The sequence below is a fragment of the Streptomyces sp. NPDC007991 genome (assembly GCF_042958445.1).
Taxonomy (GTDB): domain Bacteria; phylum Actinomycetota; class Actinomycetes; order Streptomycetales; family Streptomycetaceae; genus Streptomyces.
In genome coordinates this window covers 133332-149426 of sequence record NZ_JBIBJD010000015.1, presented here as the reverse complement: position 1 = coordinate 149426, position 16095 = coordinate 133332, and the positions used below count along the sequence as shown (strand labels likewise).

Genomic DNA, 16095 nt, shown 5'->3' with positions numbered 1-16095 from the left:
GCTGCACACCTACAATCACCACCGCGGACACACAGCGCTCGCAGGCAAACCACCCGCCAGCCGCGTCCCCAACCTCACGGGTCAATACACCTAGGTCCCCGGCCGCACCCGTGGGATCAGGCGTAGGGATCGAAGGCGATGCCCGAGGGCTTGGCCGACGCGAGGTGGCCCGCGAAGTTGGCGTCCTTGAGGCCGAAGTTGGCACTGCCGAAGTCGTAGGACGTGAGCTTGTCACGCACTCCGGCGGGGTAGCCGTTCCAGCCCACCAGCGGCGGGTACTGCCAGGTGCGCTTGTGGTTCTCGGGCGGCTCGTCGTTCGCGTTCGCCAGGCGGAAGCAGTGGGTGCTCGCCCCGTCCTTGTGGTAGACGATCTTCGGGTGCGTGCCGTCGAAGCGGACCTGCGACGCCGCGTGCACGCTGAACGAGCCGTGCGCGGACGTCGAGACGTACTTGACCTGGTTGTCCTGCACGAACACCGCGACGTGCTCGAAGTCGTGCCGGTGGCCGCCGATACTGCTACCGGCCACGGCCTGGTCCTTCTCGAAGTAGAGGGCGTACAGGATGGCGCACCAGCCGTTGTTGCACTTGGAGCGCGCGTAGCCGTTGGTGTTGTCCAGGTCCGAGGCGTCGCGGCAGTCGCCGCTCAGGGCGCCGGTCGGGTTGAGCCCGCCGTTGACGGTGCCGTCCGCGCCGATGGCGGGCGTGGAGTAGCAGCCGTCGGTGTCGTAGTCGTAGGCGGGCTGGAAGGTCTTCTCCAGCGACTCGGCGTTGGCCGGCAGCGCCCGTGGCGGGGCGGCGAAGGCCGTGGCGGGGAAGGTGAGGACGAGGGCGGCGGCACCGGCCAGTCCGGTGAGCCATCTCCTGCGGGGTGAGAACGGGCGTGACGACACTGCGTCCTCCTCTTGGGCGCAGCCCAACGGCTGTGGGGGAAAGGGAGGTTCAGCTTCCAGGCTGAACGCGTCCATGCCAAGAGTGAGGAGTGATCTCAGAGGTGAACCGCAATCAGACAACAGGGGTCAGGGGGCCGTTTCAGGCCATGTCGTCCGGGATGTCGGCCGCCGCCTCCTCGGGTGCGAGATCCGGCCGCAGCCGCAGCCAGGACGGCTGCCGCAGCAGACCCTCCCGGGTGCGGGTGCTGTAGCGGACCTCGCCGACCAGCCGGGGGACGACCCAGTGCGCGCCCGGAGCGCGGGGGGCCGGGTCGAAGGGGCAGACGTCGGTCGCGGCGGCCCGCAGCAGTCCGGCGAGTTCCGTCCGTTCGGCCTCGCTCCAGCCGGTGCCCACACTCCCGACGTAGCGCAGCCGCCCCGCCGCGCGCTGTCCGACCAGCACCGCGCCGGGCAGGCCGGTGAGCCGTCCCTTGCCGGGCTGCCAGCCACCGACCAGGACGTCCTCGGTGCGCATGTTGCGGATCTTGATCCAGGCCCGGGAGCGCACCCCCGGTTCGTACACCGAGTCCAGCCGCTTGCAGACCAGGCCCTCCAAGCCGTGCTCGCGCGTGGCGGCCAGGGCCTCGGCGCCGTGGCCGACGATCGCGGCCGGGGTCGACCAGGAGGGTCCGGCGAGGCCGAGGTCCTCCAGCGCCGCGCGGCGCCGCGCGTAAGGCAGCCGGATCAGCGAGTGGTCCCGCAGCTGCATCAGGTCGAACAGCACGAGATGGACCGGTACCTCCGCCGCTCGGCGGGCCGCCTTCGCGGGCGCGTGCGCCAGACCCATGCGGGACTGGAGCAACTGGAAGCTCGCCCGGCCCCGTTCGTCCAGCGCCAGGATCTCCCCGTCCAGCACGGCGGGCACGGGACCCAGGGCGGCGCCCAGCGGACGCAGTTCGGGATACGCGGCCGTGATGTCCTCCCCGGAGCGGGCGCGCAGCAGCGCGCTGCCGTCCCCGGGGAGGTAGACCACCACGCGCTGGCCGTCCTGCTTGGTCTCGTAGGCCCAGCGCGCGTCCTGCGCGACGGGCGGCAGGGTGCCGGGCGTGGCGAGCATGGGCGGGATCAGCGGCAGGTCCACGGGTGAGTTGTGGACGGACCGGGCTGCGGTCACGCGCGTTTCCGCGTCTTTCCCCCGAACGGCGACATCGGGTGAATTGCTTGAGTTAGGCAATGAGATGTAAAGTGGCTCACGTGTCCACACCACCGCTCCCCGACGCCCCCTCCCCGGAAGTGATCGAGATCGAGCGCGCGCTCACCCGTATCACGTACCTGAGCACGCGCGCCCGCCGGCACGACCGGCTGATGGCCCTGGCGGGCGTACCGCTCGACCGTGCCGCCGTCGCCCTGCTGCGGCAGGTCGCCGAGTCCGAGCCGCTGCGGCCGGGGGAACTCGCCGCCCGGCTGGGAGTGGAGGCCTCGCACGTCACGCGCACGGTGCAGCAGTTGCACAAGTCCGGCTACGTCACCCGCGTGCCCGACCCCGACGACCGCCGCGCCCAGCGCATCGAGCTCACCGGCACCGGCCGGCAGGCCATCGCCAAGGTCCGCGAGGCCGGGGCCCGCGGCATGCAGACGGCTCTGTCCGACTGGTCCCCCGAGGAGCTGCGACAGCTCGCCACGCTCTTCCACCGCATGGTCGACGACTTCCTCGCCCAGGCCGTCGACGAGGAGCCCGAGGGCAGGTCCGCCCCGGCGGGCCGGGCCTGACCCTCAAGGTCACCGCGCGGCCGGGTCGCGCGGATCCGCCCGCTCGGCGACCGCAGGAGAGGGCGGTGCGGGCTCGCGCAGCCGGCACAGCAGCAGCCGGCCCACCGCCGGCAGGGCGATGAGCGGCAGCAGGGCCGTCCGCAGGGACGTCGCGTCGGCCAGCGCGCCGAGCAGCGGCGCGGCGAGACCGCCGACGCTCACCGTCAGCCCGAGCGTGACCCCGCTCGCGGTGCCCACCCGCCGGGGCAGACAGTCCTGGCCCAGGGTGATGTGCAGCGAGAACGGCACGTACAGGCCCGCCGACGCCAGCGCGACGAACAGGTACACCCCCGGCCCCGGCACCAGGACCAGACCGGCCACGGCGAGCACCGTCAGCGCGTACGACCGGCGCACCACCGTCAGCCGCCCGTACCGCTCGGCCAGCCGCCCCCCGGCCAGCGTGCCCACCGCACCACCGGCGTAGAGGACGAACAGCGCCGCCGTACCGGCCACCTCCCCGCCCCCGGCCCGCTCCCGCACGTACAGCGAGACGAACGCGCTCAGACCGACGAACACGACCGAGCGGCAGACCACGGCCCCGGACAGCCGCAGGAAGGCCGGCCAGTCGTCACGGCCCACGATGACGGGCGCACCCGTCTGCGCCGCGCCGGACGCGGCCGCGCGCACCGCCGCCACGCACAGTGCCGCTCCCGCGACCGCCGGAATGGCCAGGAGGGGAGAGGCGCGCAGTCCGCCGATCGCCATCACGGCGAGGACCAGCAGCGGTGCCAGGGCGAAACCGGCGTTGCCGCCGAAGGAGAACCAGCCCATCGCCGTGTGCCGGCCGTGCGCGACGGCCCGCGCCACCCGGGCGGCCTCCGGATGGTAGGCGGCCACCCCGGCGCCCGACACGGCGACGACCGCCAGGGTCGACGCGTAGGAGCCGGTCACCCCGCTCAGGGCGACGCCCGCCCCGGCCGTCAGCGCGCTGAGCGGCAGCAGCCACGGCATCGCCCACCGGTCGGTGAGCACCCCGAACAGCGGCTGCACCAGCGACGAGAGCAGGGAGGCGGCCAGCACGACACCGGAGGCGGCGGCGTAGGAGTAGGCGCGCTCGGCGACGAAGTACGGCACCAGAGCGGCCACGGCGCCCTGGTACACGTCCACGCAGGCGTGTCCCAGGGACATCAGAGCGACGGGCCGGTTACGGCGGGAAGCGGTCACCCGGAGATCGTCGCCGCCGAGAAGCCTGGCCCGCTTCCGATAATCTGCCCGACTGTGCCGAACATCCGCCACAGCCCGACGGCCCCGACCCGCGCCCAGCGCCTGTCCGCGGGCGACCGCATCGACGCCCACCGGCACGACGACCACCAGATCGTCTACGCGGGCTCCGGCGTCGTCGCCGTCACCACCGACGCCGGCACCTGGTTCGCGCCCGGCACCCGCGCCCTCTGGGTCCCGGCCGGCACCGCGCACGCCCACCGCGCCCACGGCCGGCTCGACCTGCACCTGGTCGGCCTGCCCGACGGCGACAACCCCCTGGGCCTGCACCAACCGGCCGTCCTCGCCGTCAGCCCGCTGCTGCGCGAGCTGATCCTCGCCTACACCCGCGATCCCGGCGACGACAGCCCCGAGCGGCAGCGGCTGCGTGCCGTCCTGTGCGACCAACTGCGCCTCTCGCCCCAGCAGCCGCTGCGCCTGCCCACGCCCGCCGACCCGCGCCTGGCCGCCGTCTGCGCGCTCGTGCACGCCGACCCGGCCGACACCCGCACCCTCGCCGCCCTCGGCGCCGCGACCGGGGTGGGGGAGCGCACCCTCAGCCGGCTCTTCCGCGGCGAGTTCGGCATGACGTTCCCGCAGTGGCGCACCCAGTCACGGCTCTACCACGCCCTGCGGATGCTGGCCGACGGCCTGCCCGTCACGACCGTCGCCCATCGCTGCGGCTGGTCCTCCGCCAGCGCCTTCATCGATGTCTTCCGCCGCTCGTTCGGCTACACCCCGGGTGCCCACCAACGGCATCGGCGGGACCCGGTGAACTGACCTTTCTACCGTCCAGTAATATCGCGCGGCAGGCCATCAGAGGAGGAACCGTGTCCCGGTCCGAACGCTCGCCCCTGCTGCTCGCCGGCCTGCTGGCCGCCGCGGGTATCGCCCATTTCGCCGCCCCGCGCCCGTTCGACGCGACCATCCCGAGCGGACTGCCGGGCACGCCCAGGACCTGGACCTACGCCAGCGGAGCCGCCGGGCTCGCCCTGGCCGCGGGCCTGGCGCTGCCGCGTACCCGCAAGACTGCCGCGCTGGCCACGGCGGCCTTCTTCGTCGGGGTGTTCCCCGCCAACGTGAAGATGGCGGCCGACTGGCGCCACCGCCCCGCTCCGCAGAAGGCCGCGGCCTTCGGACGCCTGCCGCTGCAGCTGCCCCTCGTGCTCTGGGCCCGCGGCGTCGCACGGAACGCGCAGGGCCGGTCATGACCGCGCGCGTGGAGGCCGGGGACACGGTCGAGGACTTCGCCCTGCCCGACGAGACCGGCACCGTCCGCACTCTGTCCGGACTGCTCGCCGAGGGGCCGGTCGTGCTCTTCTTCTATCCGGCCGCCCTGACCCCCGGCTGCACCGCACAGGCCTGCCACTTCCGCGATCTCGCCGCCGAGTTCGCCGCGGTCGGAGCCCGCCCCGTCGGCATCAGCGGGGACACCGTCGAGCGCCAGCAGGAGTTCGCCGGACAGCACACCCTCGGCATGCCCCTGCTGTCCGACCCCGACGGCACGGTCCGCGAGCGGTTCGGCGTGAAACGCGGCTTCTCCCTGGCCCCGACCAAACGCACCACGTTCGTCATAGGGCAGGACCGCACGGTCCTCGACGTCGTCCGCAGCGAACTGCGCATGAACGCACACGCCGACCGGGCGCTGGCCGCCCTGCGCGCTCGCCGGAGCTGAGACTGTCACGAATGCTCCGCCGCGGTTGATACGGGGCCGCACAGGGATAATCCTGGACGATATGGAGGACGCCTCCGCTGCTGCGATCATCGACGCCCGAGGGACCGTGACGGGGTGGAGCGAGGGTGCCCGGAGACTGACCGGCTATCCGGCCGAGGAGGCCGTGGGCCGGTCGGTACGGGGACTGCTCGCCGAGGACGTGCCGCCCGAGGCGTTGTCCGCGCGCTCGGGCACCGTCATGGTGCGGCACCACGACGGCTATCTGGTCGGGCTGCGCGTCACCGCCTGCGCCGTGACCGGCCGGGACGGGGCGCCCGACGGCTACGTGATCACCGCCGAACCCCCCGGCGGCACCGAGACGTCCCTGGCCGGAAACGCCTTCCAGCAGGCGTCCATGTCGATGTCCGTGTTCGACACCGACCAGCGCTATCTGCGGCTCAACGACGCCGCCTGCCATGTGATGGGCGTGTCCGAGGAGACCCTGCTCGGGCGGCACTTCCCGGAGACCGTCGAGGAGGCCGAGCACAGCCTCGGCTTCAACTGGCACCTCCGGCACGTCGTCGAGACCGGCCGCCCGATCCGCTACGAGAGCTACACGGGCGCCCCGGCACTGAACCGGGAGCACGCCTGGGTCACCGAGATGTGGCCGGTCCGCGACCGCTCCGGCGAACTGCTGGGCACCGCCCTGGCCGCGTTCGACAGCACCGAGCAGTACTGGGCGCGGCAGCGGCTGGCCCTGCTGAACGAGGCCGCGGCGGCCATCGGCACCACCCTGGACGTGGTGCGCACGGCCGAGGAGCTGATCGGGGTCGTGGTGCCCCGGTTCGCCGACTTCGCGAGCGTGGACCTGTTCGACTGGGTCCTCGGCGCGGACGAGCCGCCGGCCGTGCCCACCGACGAGATCATGCTGCGCCGCGTCGCCCACGGCTCCGGCACCGAGGGCACCCCCGAAGCCGCCGTCCACCTGGGAGAAGTGGACGCCTACCCCGCGTTCTCACCCATCGCGCGGGCGATGCGGGAGGGCCGGGCGATCGTCAGCCAGGCGGGGGAGCCGTCCTTCATGCGCTGGGTCGCCGAGCGCAACACACGCGCCCCGCGGGGCAGCCCCTACCGCCAGGGCGTCCACTCGATGATGGTGGTGCCGCTCCGGGCCCGCGGCACCACCCTCGGCGTCGCGGTCGCCGTGCGCATCCGGCAGGTGGACGACTACGCCGCCGACGACGCCGTGTTCGCCGAGGAACTCGCCAGCCGCGCCGCGGTCTGCGTCGACAACGCCCGCCGCTTCGCCCGCGAACGCACCACCGCGCTGGCCCTCCAGCACAGCCTGCTGCCGAGGGGACTGCCCGGCCAGGCCGCCGTCCAGGTCGCCCACCGCTATCTGCCCTCCGGCTCGGCGGCCGGCATCGGCGGCGACTGGTTCGACGTGATCCCGCTGTCCGGCAGCCGGGTCGCGCTCGTCGTCGGTGACGTCGTGGGTCACGGCATCCCCTCCTCGGCGACCATGGGCCGCCTCGTCACCGCGGTGCGCACCCTCGCCGACGTGGACCTGCCGCCCGACGAACTCCTCACCCACCTCGACGACCTGGTCACCCATCTCGCGTCGGACGAGGACGGCGACGAGGTCGCCGAACTCGGCGCGACCTGCCTGTACGCCGTCTACGACCCCGTCACGCGCCGGCTGAACCTGGCCGCCGCCGGGCACCCCGCCCCCGCCCTGGTCCTGCCCGACGGGTCCGCGCGGCTGATCCCCATGACCGCGGGGCCCCCGCTGGGCGTCGGGGGGCTGCCGTTCGAGGCGACGGAGCTCCAACTGCCCGAGGGCTCCGTCGTCGCCCTCTACACCGACGGGCTCATCGAGGACCGCGACCGCGACGTCGATCACGCCACGGACGAGTTGTGCCGCGCCCTGACCGCGCCCGCCGACTCGCTCGACGCCCTGTGCGACACCGTGCTGAAGGCCGTACTGCCGGAGGAGCCCGGCGACGACGTGGCCCTGCTGCTGGCCCGTACCCGGGCGCTCGGCGCGGACCGGGTCGCCACCTGGGACGTGTCGCCCGACCCCGCGCAGGTGGCCGCCACCCGCCAGGCCGCCACCGAGCAGCTCACCGCGTGGGGCCTGGACGAGACGGCCTTCGTCACCGAACTCGTCGTCAGCGAACTGGTCACCAACGCCATCCGGTACGGCGCCGAGCCCATCCAGCTCCGGCTGATCCGCGACCGGACCCTCATCTGTGAGGTGTCCGACGGCAGTTCCACCTCCCCGCACCTGCGGCGGGCCCACCAGGACGACGAGGGCGGCCGAGGACTGCTGCTGGTCGCCCAGCTCACGCAGCGCTGGGGCAGCCGGCAGACCACCCGGGGCAAGACGATCTGGTGCGAACAGTCCCTCACACCGCCGCTCTGACCGGCCCACTCACGCGGCGGCGTGCCCCGACGGGCGTTCCCGCACCACGTCCTGCGGCTTCTTGTCGTCCCGCAGCCCCAGGTAGCGCGGGTGGCGCAGCATGCCGTCACGCGTCCACTCGGAGAACGCGATCTGGGCCACCAGCTCCGGCCGCACCCAGTGCGCGCCCGCCTCCCGCACCGGCCCGTCGAACGGCGAGCCGGACACGCGCAGCCCGTCGAGCCGCTCGCGCAGGTCCAGCAGAGTGCGCCGGCCGAAACCCGTACCGACCTTGCCCGCGTACCGCAGCCGCCCGCCCTCGTAGTGGCCGAGGAGCAGCGCGCCGAGCCCCACCCGGCTCCCGGCCGGTTCGGTGAAACCGCCGACGACGAACTCCTGCCCCTGGGAGCACTTCAGCTTCAGCCAGCCCGATGACCGGCGCGGCTCGTAGACACCGTCGGCGCGCTTGGCGATCAGGCCCTCCCAGCCCCGGGCGCACACCTCCGCCAGCAGTTCGGCTCCGCCCGCGTTGCGGTGCGGCGTCAGCCGGAGCGGGGAGCGGTACGCCACCGCCCGGCGCAGCAGCGACTTGCGGGCCCGCAGCGGCAGGCCCCTGGTGTCGGCCCCGTCCAGCCGGAGCAGGTCGAACACGTAGTAGGTCACGGCCACCCGGCTCGCCGCCACGTCCTCACGCCGGGTCAGGCCCATGCGCTGCTGGAGCCGGGAGAAGTCCGTACGGCCGCCCGAGAACGCGACGATCTCCCCGTCGAGGACGAAGTCCGCGCACTCCTGTGCGGCGAGCGCGTCCACGATCTCCGGGTACGTGTCGTTCAGCCGGCGGCCCGACCGCGACAGCAGCGTCACCCGCTCCCCCTCCCGGACCGCCAGCACCCGGATGCCGTCCAGCTTCCGCTCGAACACCCACGCCTCGTCCGCGTCCGAGAAGTCGCGCCGGTCGCTCAGCGTGGCGAGCATCGGGCGCGCCGCCACTTCCGCCCCGGGACGGGCCGCCCCGAGCAGCCGCCGCTGCCCCTCGGGCAGAGTGCCGAGGAGGCCGGCCATGACCGTCACTCCCCGGCCGCGTCCGAGGCGACCTGGGCGAGCGTACGTCCGGACACGGCCGAACGCGCCCGGCGCGGATCGGGAGCCCCGTGCGTACGGGCCCGGCCCCCGGCCCGCCTCACCAGCAGCCAGGCCTCCTCCCCGGCACCGCTGCCGTCGCCGCGGAACCGGGTCAGGGCGTACTCGCCGCGCAGTTTCGCCCCACTCAACCGGAACGTGGCGTGCCCCCGCTCCAGCGACTCGGCGAAGTCCACCGGCCGTCCCTTGCGGTCGTGGCTCAGCGGCTCGTACGTGCCGTGGTCCCAGACGATCACCGTGCCGCCGCCGTACTCGCCGCGGGGGATCACGCCCTCGAACTCCTCGTACTCCAGCGGATGGTCCTCCGTGGGCACGGCCAGCCGCTTGTCCTTCGGGTCCGCGGAGGGGCCCTTGGGGATCGACCAGGACTTCAGGACGTCGTCCACCTGCAGCCGGAAGTCGAAGTGCATCGTGCTCGCGTCATGGATCTGCACCACGAACCGGGGCCGGTCCCCGGCGGACTCCCCGCTGCCCCGGGGCTCGCCGGTCCGGTCGAAGTCGCGCTTGCCGCGGTAGTCCCGCAGCCGGTCCCGCTCAGCCACCTGCGGCTCCTTCCTCCGCGGAGATCCATCAGAAACCCCCTGGCGTCCCCCCGGGTACCCGTCAGAACTCCTCGTGCACCTCGGGGTCCCCGCCGACCCGCCGCTCCGCCCGGTCCGCGACGGCGGTCATCTCCTCCTCGCTCAGCTCGAAGCCGAAGACATCGAGGTTCTCGCGCTGCCGCTCGGGGTTCGCCGACTTCGGGATGGGCACCGCACCCAGCTGTGTGTGCCAGCGCAGCACGACCTGCCCCGGCGTCACCGCGTGCGCCTCGGCGATCCGCGCCACCGCGGGATCCCGGAGCAGGGGGGTGCCCCGGCCCAGCGGGCTCCAGCTCTCGGTCAGCACGCCCTTGGCCGCATGGAAGGCGCGCAGGTCGTCCTGCGGCAGGAAGGGGTGCAGCTCGATCTGGTTGACGGAGGGCAGCACCCCGGTCTCCTCCTCCAGACGCCCGATGTGCGCGGGGGTGAAGTTCGAGACGCCGATCGACCGGACGAGCCCCTCCTCGCGCAGCCTGATCATGGCCTTCCAGGAGCCGACGTACCGGTCCACGCGCGGCAGCGGCCAGTGGATCAGGTACAGGTCGACGTACTCCAGGCCCAGACGGGCCCGGGACTCCTCGAAGGAGGCGAGCGTCTCCTCGTAGCCGTGGTGCCGGCCGGGGAGCTTCGTCGTCACGACGATCTCCTCACGCGGCACCACGCCGGAGGCCACGGCCCGGCCGACCCCCGTCTCATTGCGGTAGTTCGTCGCGGTGTCGATCAGGCGGTAGCCCGCCTCCAGGGCCGAGAGCACCGCCTGCTGCGCCTCGTCGTCGCCGAGCGGCCAGGTGCCGAGGCCCAGGGCGGGGAGCGCCGTACCGTCGTTGAGCGTGTGTGTCGGGATGCTGATCACCGTCGGGCCTTCCCGTTGGCTGTGTCGTCCCTCCAGCGTCATGGACAGGGGCAGCGGTGATCAACCGGAGGGGTGGCCGGCGTGTCCCGGGCGGCATACGCACGTGGCTGGAAGAGCCGCGGATCCGCCCCCGGTCACGCTGTGCGCTCCGTACGATGACCCGTAACACATGCTCATATGAGGGATCGCCCGTGACCCAAGTGCTCGTCATCGGCATCGGCACATTCAGCGGCGCGGCCGCGTCCGAGGCTGGAGCGTCCGACCCGACGCCTACACCGTGCGTTCTGACGGAACTCAAGTCCGTCCGCCCCGCGGTCGAAGCGCTGGCCGCCGGCTTGGCAAGAACGCCGGGGGTCCAGGTACGAGGCATGGGCGCGCACCACGATCTGGACCTTCCCGCGGTCAGGCAACAGTGGCGCGAGGCTCACCGATCCGCGTCCGGACGGGTGGGTGAGGCGTTGGTGGTGCACTTCACCGGGCACGGCCTGCCGGGTGGTCCGGAGCATGCGCTGTACCTGGCCACCACCGACACCGACCGGGGAAATTTCGCGTGGACGGCACTGTCCGTCGATGAGTGGCTCACGCAGGCCGAGAGCGCGCCCGACGGGCCGCCCGTGCTCTTCATGCTCGATGTCTGCAACGCCGGACGCGCCGTGCTGCAGCAGTGGCTGCACCATCTCGCGGCGCGGCGACGGCGTGCCTGGGTCATCGCGGCCTGCGGCGAAGACGAGAAGACGTACGGAGCGCGGTTCACTCAGGCCACAACGGTCGTGCTGGAGAAGCTGCAAGAGGGCCTGCTCGACATGTCGCCGACCGTGGAGCACGTACCCGTCGAGACGCTGGCTCACGAAATCGACCGAGAGCTGGCCCGCTCGGCGGTGGCCGAGGACCGGCCGGCCCAGACCGTGCTGCGGACCGCGCGCGCGGAGGCGCACGTCACGGTGCCCCCGTTCTTTCCGAACCCCTCGTACCGCAGCACCCCGGGCGGTCGCTACCGCCAGTCCATCGAAAACGGACTGTGGCAGTTCGCGGCGGCGCTCGATCCGGCGTTGGACCCCGTGCACTTCGTCTCGCGTGCCTCAGGCGCCCCGCTCCAGCAAGGAGCGGGGCAGGTCTGCTACTTCACCGGACGTCGCAAGCAGCTGGCAGCCATCAAGAACTGGATGGAGGACGACGGCGCCGGAACACTTCTGGTGGTCACGGGCAGCCCGGGGGCGGGCAAATCGGCCCTTCTCGGGGTGGTGACCTCCTTGGCGCATCCGCAGTTGCGGGAGGTTTCCAGGCCGATCGCGCATGTGGTCCCCCGTGCACTGCGCCCGGAACAGAACCCCTTGTTGGCTGCCGTCCATGCGCGTCAGCGCGGCCCCGCCGAAGTTCTGGCCTCCATCGGTGAGCAACTGGGGCTCGGTACCCCGCCCGGTCGTACCTGGACGACCGAAGCGCTCGTCAACGCGGTGGCAGAGCGTAGATCAGCTCCGGTGGTACTGATCGTGGACGCGCTCGACGAGGCATCACTCGACTCGGAACTCCTCAACGACGTGCTTCTTCCCCTGTCGCAGGCACAGCGCAGGCAACACAGCGAGGAGGACGAGGAAGCCCGCGGTGAGCCCCTTCCGCTGCCTCCTCTGTTCCGCGTCCTCATAGGAACCCGGCCATGGTGGGAGAGGTACCGCACACTGGCACTGGTCCTGATCAACGCGACGCCTGACGAGACGTTGCAGAAAGAACTCAGAATGATTCTCAGGGAAATAGGGGTGAGGGCGGCACTCAAGAGAGTCGATCGGCTCATCGATCTCGATGCCATCCCATCGAAGGAACGGGAAGCAGAGATCTCCGAGTACCTCTACGAGATACTCGACGGATCGGCTACCTACAGCGGCCGGGGAATGGCCGTCAGCCGTCAGCGAACCGCTGACGTACTCTCCAGAGGTCTCGCCGAGCGGCACAGGCAGGGCGGCTTCCTCCTGGTGTCACTGTTCGCGCATCACCTCCTGGAGCAGACCGCCCCGGTGCCGGTGGAAGAATTACTTCAGCGAATCCCCAACAGCCTTCCGGAAATGCTGGAGCTGCATCTGGGTGTGCTGAGGCAGCGCCATCCCGTCATTCCCGAGGTGCTCGCGGCGGTAGCCCACGGCCGAGGTCAAGGCATGCCGCTCGACATCGTGCACGCCGTCGCGCAGGAGCTCAAGAGCACGTCTGGGGCGAGATCGGATCTGCTGACCACTCGTAAAGCACTGCAGGCTGCCTCGTTCTATCTCCGCTTCGCCACCGAAGACGACGGTCGGCAGCTGTATCGCTTCTTCCACCAGAGCCTTGTCGATCACCTGCGTGACCGGTCGTTTGACGCCGGCCGTGCTGTCTTCACCGGCGTGGTCGAAACGGTTCCCGGCCCGGAGGATCTGGCCGAGCGGAACTGGAAATCCGCCTTGCCCTACGTTCTGCGCCATGCGCCGGAACATGCCGCGACCGCAGAAGAACTGGACGCGTTGCTTTCCAGTCCTTCCTTTCTTGTGCACGGTGACGCGCGCCTCCTACGAGAGACACTGCCGGCCGCATCCTCGCTCAGGGGACGAGTGCTCGCGCGTATCTGCGACTCGGCGTTGTCCGGGCGCCAGACGCCGGCAACCCGGATCCAGTGGCTGCGTGACACCGCCGTGGTTTGGCAGGAGGAGCGGTTCGTGCGGCAGTTGGACGCCCTGTGGGAGCCTCCCCGATCGACAGTCGAGTTCCGATGGGGCACCGCGGACCGGCCGCCGGCCTGGGGGATGCTTCCACGGGAGAGAAACCACATTGCCCTGGCACGGTGTGAGAACCGCTGGATCGCCGTGATCGCGGGTGAGCAGGGGGAGCTCACTGTCTGGGACGTCCGCACAGGTGGGTGGCTGGACTCGTACAGCGGCACGGAGAGGGACGAGGTCACTGACCTGTGTGTCATGGAAACCGGGTCTCGGACCGTCGCTGCGATGGGCTCGGCCGATGGCACGGTCATCGTGTGGGACTTGGTCTCCGGGACCGAGAAGCTGCGCTTCCAGGCTGACATCGGCACACCTGTCACCTCGCTCTCCCTGGGGCGGATCGACGGTCGGACCATGGTCGTCGCCGCGACGCCTTCCGGCGTCACAGTGAGGGATCTGGACGGAGTCGTGCTGAGCACCACCGACTTCATCGACGAGTGGTTGCGCAGGACGGCACCGTGCGACAGCCGCGGATCAGCGTGGGAGGCGAGCAGCCCGCTCGCCTACGCATGCCATGCCGTGAGCTGCGTCGACGATCGCGACGGACCGGCGATCGTCGCGGGCACCGAGGAGGGACGCCTGCACATGTGGAGCCTCCGGGGCGACGACCACCGCTCTTGGCAGGGGCACACGGGGGCCCTGCGCCAAGTGGTGGTGCACAACGGCCGGTCCGGCCCCGTGGCCGTCACCCGCGGCAGTAAAGGGCTGGAGTACTGGGATCTGGAGGCGGGCACCAGCCGGCCTCTGCCGGGCCCCGGCTACCCGGTGCAGAGGATTGCCGCGCTGCGCGAAGGGCTCCTCGGCCATGCGGAGTTGTGCGTGCTCACCAGCGGGGACAGCGGCCAGTTGTGTGTGCAGCGGGCCGCGGACGGGACGGTCCTGGAGCGTCTGTCCCCCTTCGGTGCGAGTGCGCCGCTCGTAGTGGCTCTGGACGGCTCCGGAAGCGCGGCCGCCGTGGATCGCGGTGAAGAGGGGGTCACTTTGTGGTACCAGACCGCACCGGCCCGGTTGTTCGAGTTCCAGACATGGAGGGGCCATGACTCTCCGGTCGAGCACGTGGCCTCACTGTCCTCGGGCTCGGGTCACTACGCCATCACCATCGACGAGGAAGGCCACTTCCATACCTGGGACGTGGCCGGCGGAGTACCCCTGGCCTCGGGACATGTCCGGTCCGTCCGAGCGGTCACCGCACTCGTCCTCGAAGGCGAACCGGTGGCTGTTCTCGCGGCAGGACTCGGTCCTGCTCGGAACCGCCTGGTCGTCGGTCTCCTCGACGGGCGTGTCCGTCGCATCGGCACCTGGCACAGCGACGTACTCACTCTCGACGCCCAGAACCCCACCGGTCCGCCCGTTCTGTCGGTGCGGACGAGCACATACTTCGGAAGAATCGATCTGCGGGGAGAGAGAAGACCGGTCGCGTGGCGTCCCGCGCCAGGAGAGGAACACCCTTCGTGCACTGCGTGGAGCGGTGCCAGGCTGGTCATCGGTTTCGGTTCGGGGCTTCTGGCGCTGCACAGTGAGAGCAGGTCGCGGAAACTCGCTCTCCACGAGGCGGCCGTCACGGCAGTCACCTCCCTGTCGGTGGACGGCCGGCATCTCGTCGTCTTCGGTGACGAGAACGGCATGGTCGTCGTCCTGGACCGCGATTCCCGCACGAAGCTCGCGGGCTTCGTCGCCCACAGCGGTGAAGTGGTGTCCACGCACGCGCTACGACGAAACGGCGCCGCCCACCTGGTGACCAGCAGCACGGACGGAACGGTCAAGGTGTGGTCGCTGGACCGGCCCGGTCTCCTCCTGCACTCGATCCAGGTGCCCGACGTCCTCGGGCCGGTGCGGGTATGCGACGCAGGCATGGTCGTCGCGCACGGCTCCCGTGTGTCCTGCTATGGATGGACCAATCTCCCTGTGATCGGCGACGGAGCCTCCCTTTGAACGAGATCGTCATAGTTCACGGCGTCAGGAACTGGCAACCCGGAACAGATGCGGCTGTGGCAGCACAACGGCTGGCCGCACAGTGGCAGCCCAGTCTGGTCGCCGGCTATGCGGCTGCCGGACTCCGGCACCTCGCCGTCCCGGACATCACAGTTGCTTATTACGCCCATCATCTGAACGACGAGGAGAGTCAGGGCGTCGACGAAGACATCGATCGATTGGCCGAAGGCCTCCAGGAAGCCGCGTACCACTGGCTCGTGGCAGCCGGGCTTCCCTCCGAGCCGGAGGAAGGGCAGTCCTGGGGGCGTCTGCCCCTGAGGCAGGCGCTGGACCTGGTCGCTCGTAAACGCGGGGTCGCGCCCGAGACCCTGGCGCGGGTCATCGTCGCGTTCCTCCCCGAGGTCTATCGCTACCTGAGTGCACCTGCCCGCCGCGCACGTTCGCGTGATGCCGTGGCCAACGCCATCAGGGAGTCCGGTGCCAAGGTGGTGATCGCTCACTCCCTGGGCTCCGTCGTGGCGTACGAGGCGCTGCACGCGAACTCGGATCTCAAGGTGGAAACCCTGATCACGCTCGGCTCCCCCCTCGGACTGGCGGGGGCGGTGTTCGATGCGCTGGACCCGGAACCCAGGAACGGCCGCGGTGTGCGGCCGGACGTTCGCCGCTGGACGAATATCGCCGATGCGGGTGATCTGGTGGCGCTGCCTCGCCGCCTGGGCGACAGGTTTCCCGTGGACCATCACGACGAGATGCACATGGCTCTCGTCGACTTCCATACGTTGCCGATGTATCTCGGCTGCGGCCTGACAGCTGCGGCGATGGCCCCTTTCACCGCTTGACGCAGACCCGTTTTGCACCAGAGGTCCCGTCGCTCCGCGCGGCGATCACTGTCACGATCTTCCGGTAGCCACGACCACG

Annotated in this window: 13 protein-coding genes; 7 read left to right on the top strand and 6 right to left on the bottom strand. The window is 71.3% G+C overall.

Annotated features, from left to right (window positions below):
- Window positions 1-116: 116 nt before the first annotated feature.
- Window positions 117-890 carry an NPP1 family protein gene (locus ACFZDA_RS35505; RefSeq protein ID WP_391089604.1) on the bottom strand — a complete coding sequence of 258 codons (774 nt, stop codon included), beginning with the start codon at window positions 888-890 and terminating at the stop codon, window positions 117-119.
- Window positions 891-1029: 139 nt separating this feature from the next.
- Window positions 1030-2010: a non-homologous end-joining DNA ligase gene (ligD, locus tag ACFZDA_RS35500; protein ID WP_391089616.1), complete on the bottom strand. Its 981-nt coding sequence runs from the start codon at window positions 2008-2010 to the stop codon at window positions 1030-1032.
- 113 nt (window positions 2011-2123) lie between these two features.
- On the opposite strand from ligD (ACFZDA_RS35500), the gene ACFZDA_RS35495 reads away from it, so the two are divergent.
- A complete protein-coding gene (locus tag ACFZDA_RS35495; protein WP_391089602.1) occupies window positions 2124-2639 on the top strand; it encodes a MarR family transcriptional regulator in 516 nt (171 codons plus the stop codon).
- A gap of 9 nt (window positions 2640-2648) precedes the next feature.
- Here the strand turns inward: ACFZDA_RS35495 and ACFZDA_RS35490 are convergent, their stop codons facing one another.
- Window positions 2649-3806 carry an MFS transporter gene (locus ACFZDA_RS35490; protein ID WP_391089614.1) on the bottom strand — a complete coding sequence of 386 codons (1158 nt, stop codon included), beginning with the start codon at window positions 3804-3806 and terminating at the stop codon, window positions 2649-2651.
- Window positions 3807-3896: 90 nt separating this feature from the next.
- Here ACFZDA_RS35490 and ACFZDA_RS35485 point away from each other — a divergent pair, with 90 nt between their 5' ends.
- The 4 genes from ACFZDA_RS35485 to ACFZDA_RS35470 all read left to right on the top strand — a co-directional run bounded on the left by ACFZDA_RS35485 (window position 3897) and on the right by ACFZDA_RS35470 (window position 7957).
- Window positions 3897-4658, top strand: a complete 762-nt coding sequence (locus ACFZDA_RS35485) for a helix-turn-helix domain-containing protein (protein ID WP_391089600.1) — start codon at window positions 3897-3899, stop codon at window positions 4656-4658.
- Between the two features lie 50 nt (window positions 4659-4708).
- Window positions 4709-5089: a hypothetical protein gene (locus ACFZDA_RS35480; RefSeq protein WP_391089598.1), complete on the top strand. Its 381-nt coding sequence runs from the start codon at window positions 4709-4711 to the stop codon at window positions 5087-5089.
- Entirely contained in the window at window positions 5086-5553 is a 468-nt protein-coding gene (locus ACFZDA_RS35475; protein ID WP_391089596.1) for a redoxin domain-containing protein, read from the top strand. The genes ACFZDA_RS35480 and ACFZDA_RS35475 overlap by 4 nt, the downstream gene beginning before the upstream one ends.
- Window positions 5554-5614: 61 nt before the next feature.
- Window positions 5615-7957 (top strand): SpoIIE family protein phosphatase, encoded by a 2343-nt coding sequence (locus ACFZDA_RS35470; protein ID WP_391089595.1) that lies wholly within the window; start codon window positions 5615-5617, stop codon window positions 7955-7957.
- A gap of 9 nt (window positions 7958-7966) precedes the next feature.
- Here ACFZDA_RS35470 and ligD (ACFZDA_RS35465) read toward each other — a convergent pair whose 3' ends face one another.
- The 3 genes from ligD (ACFZDA_RS35465) to ACFZDA_RS35455 all read right to left on the bottom strand — a co-directional run bounded on the left by ligD (ACFZDA_RS35465) (window position 7967) and on the right by ACFZDA_RS35455 (window position 10510).
- Window positions 7967-8998, bottom strand: coding sequence for a non-homologous end-joining DNA ligase (gene ligD / locus ACFZDA_RS35465; RefSeq protein WP_391089593.1), 1032 nt, complete (start codon window positions 8996-8998; stop codon window positions 7967-7969).
- A 5-nt stretch (window positions 8999-9003) separates the two neighbouring features.
- Window positions 9004-9618, bottom strand: a complete 615-nt coding sequence (locus ACFZDA_RS35460) for a DNA polymerase ligase N-terminal domain-containing protein (protein WP_391089591.1) — start codon at window positions 9616-9618, stop codon at window positions 9004-9006.
- Between the two features lie 61 nt (window positions 9619-9679).
- Window positions 9680-10510, bottom strand: a complete 831-nt coding sequence (locus ACFZDA_RS35455) for an aldo/keto reductase (protein ID WP_391089589.1) — start codon at window positions 10508-10510, stop codon at window positions 9680-9682.
- Between the two features lie 191 nt (window positions 10511-10701).
- Here ACFZDA_RS35455 and ACFZDA_RS35450 point away from each other — a divergent pair, with 191 nt between their 5' ends.
- Both ACFZDA_RS35450 and ACFZDA_RS35445 read left to right on the top strand, forming a co-directional pair.
- Window positions 10702-15177: an AAA family ATPase gene (locus tag ACFZDA_RS35450; protein WP_391089587.1), complete on the top strand. Its 4476-nt coding sequence runs from the start codon at window positions 10702-10704 to the stop codon at window positions 15175-15177.
- The gene (locus tag ACFZDA_RS35445) at window positions 15174-16016 is read left to right on the top strand and encodes a serine peptidase (protein WP_391089585.1); all 843 of its coding nucleotides are present in this window, start codon (window positions 15174-15176) and stop codon (window positions 16014-16016) included. The genes ACFZDA_RS35450 and ACFZDA_RS35445 overlap by 4 nt, the downstream gene beginning before the upstream one ends.
- The last annotated feature ends 79 nt before the right edge of the window (window positions 16017-16095 follow it).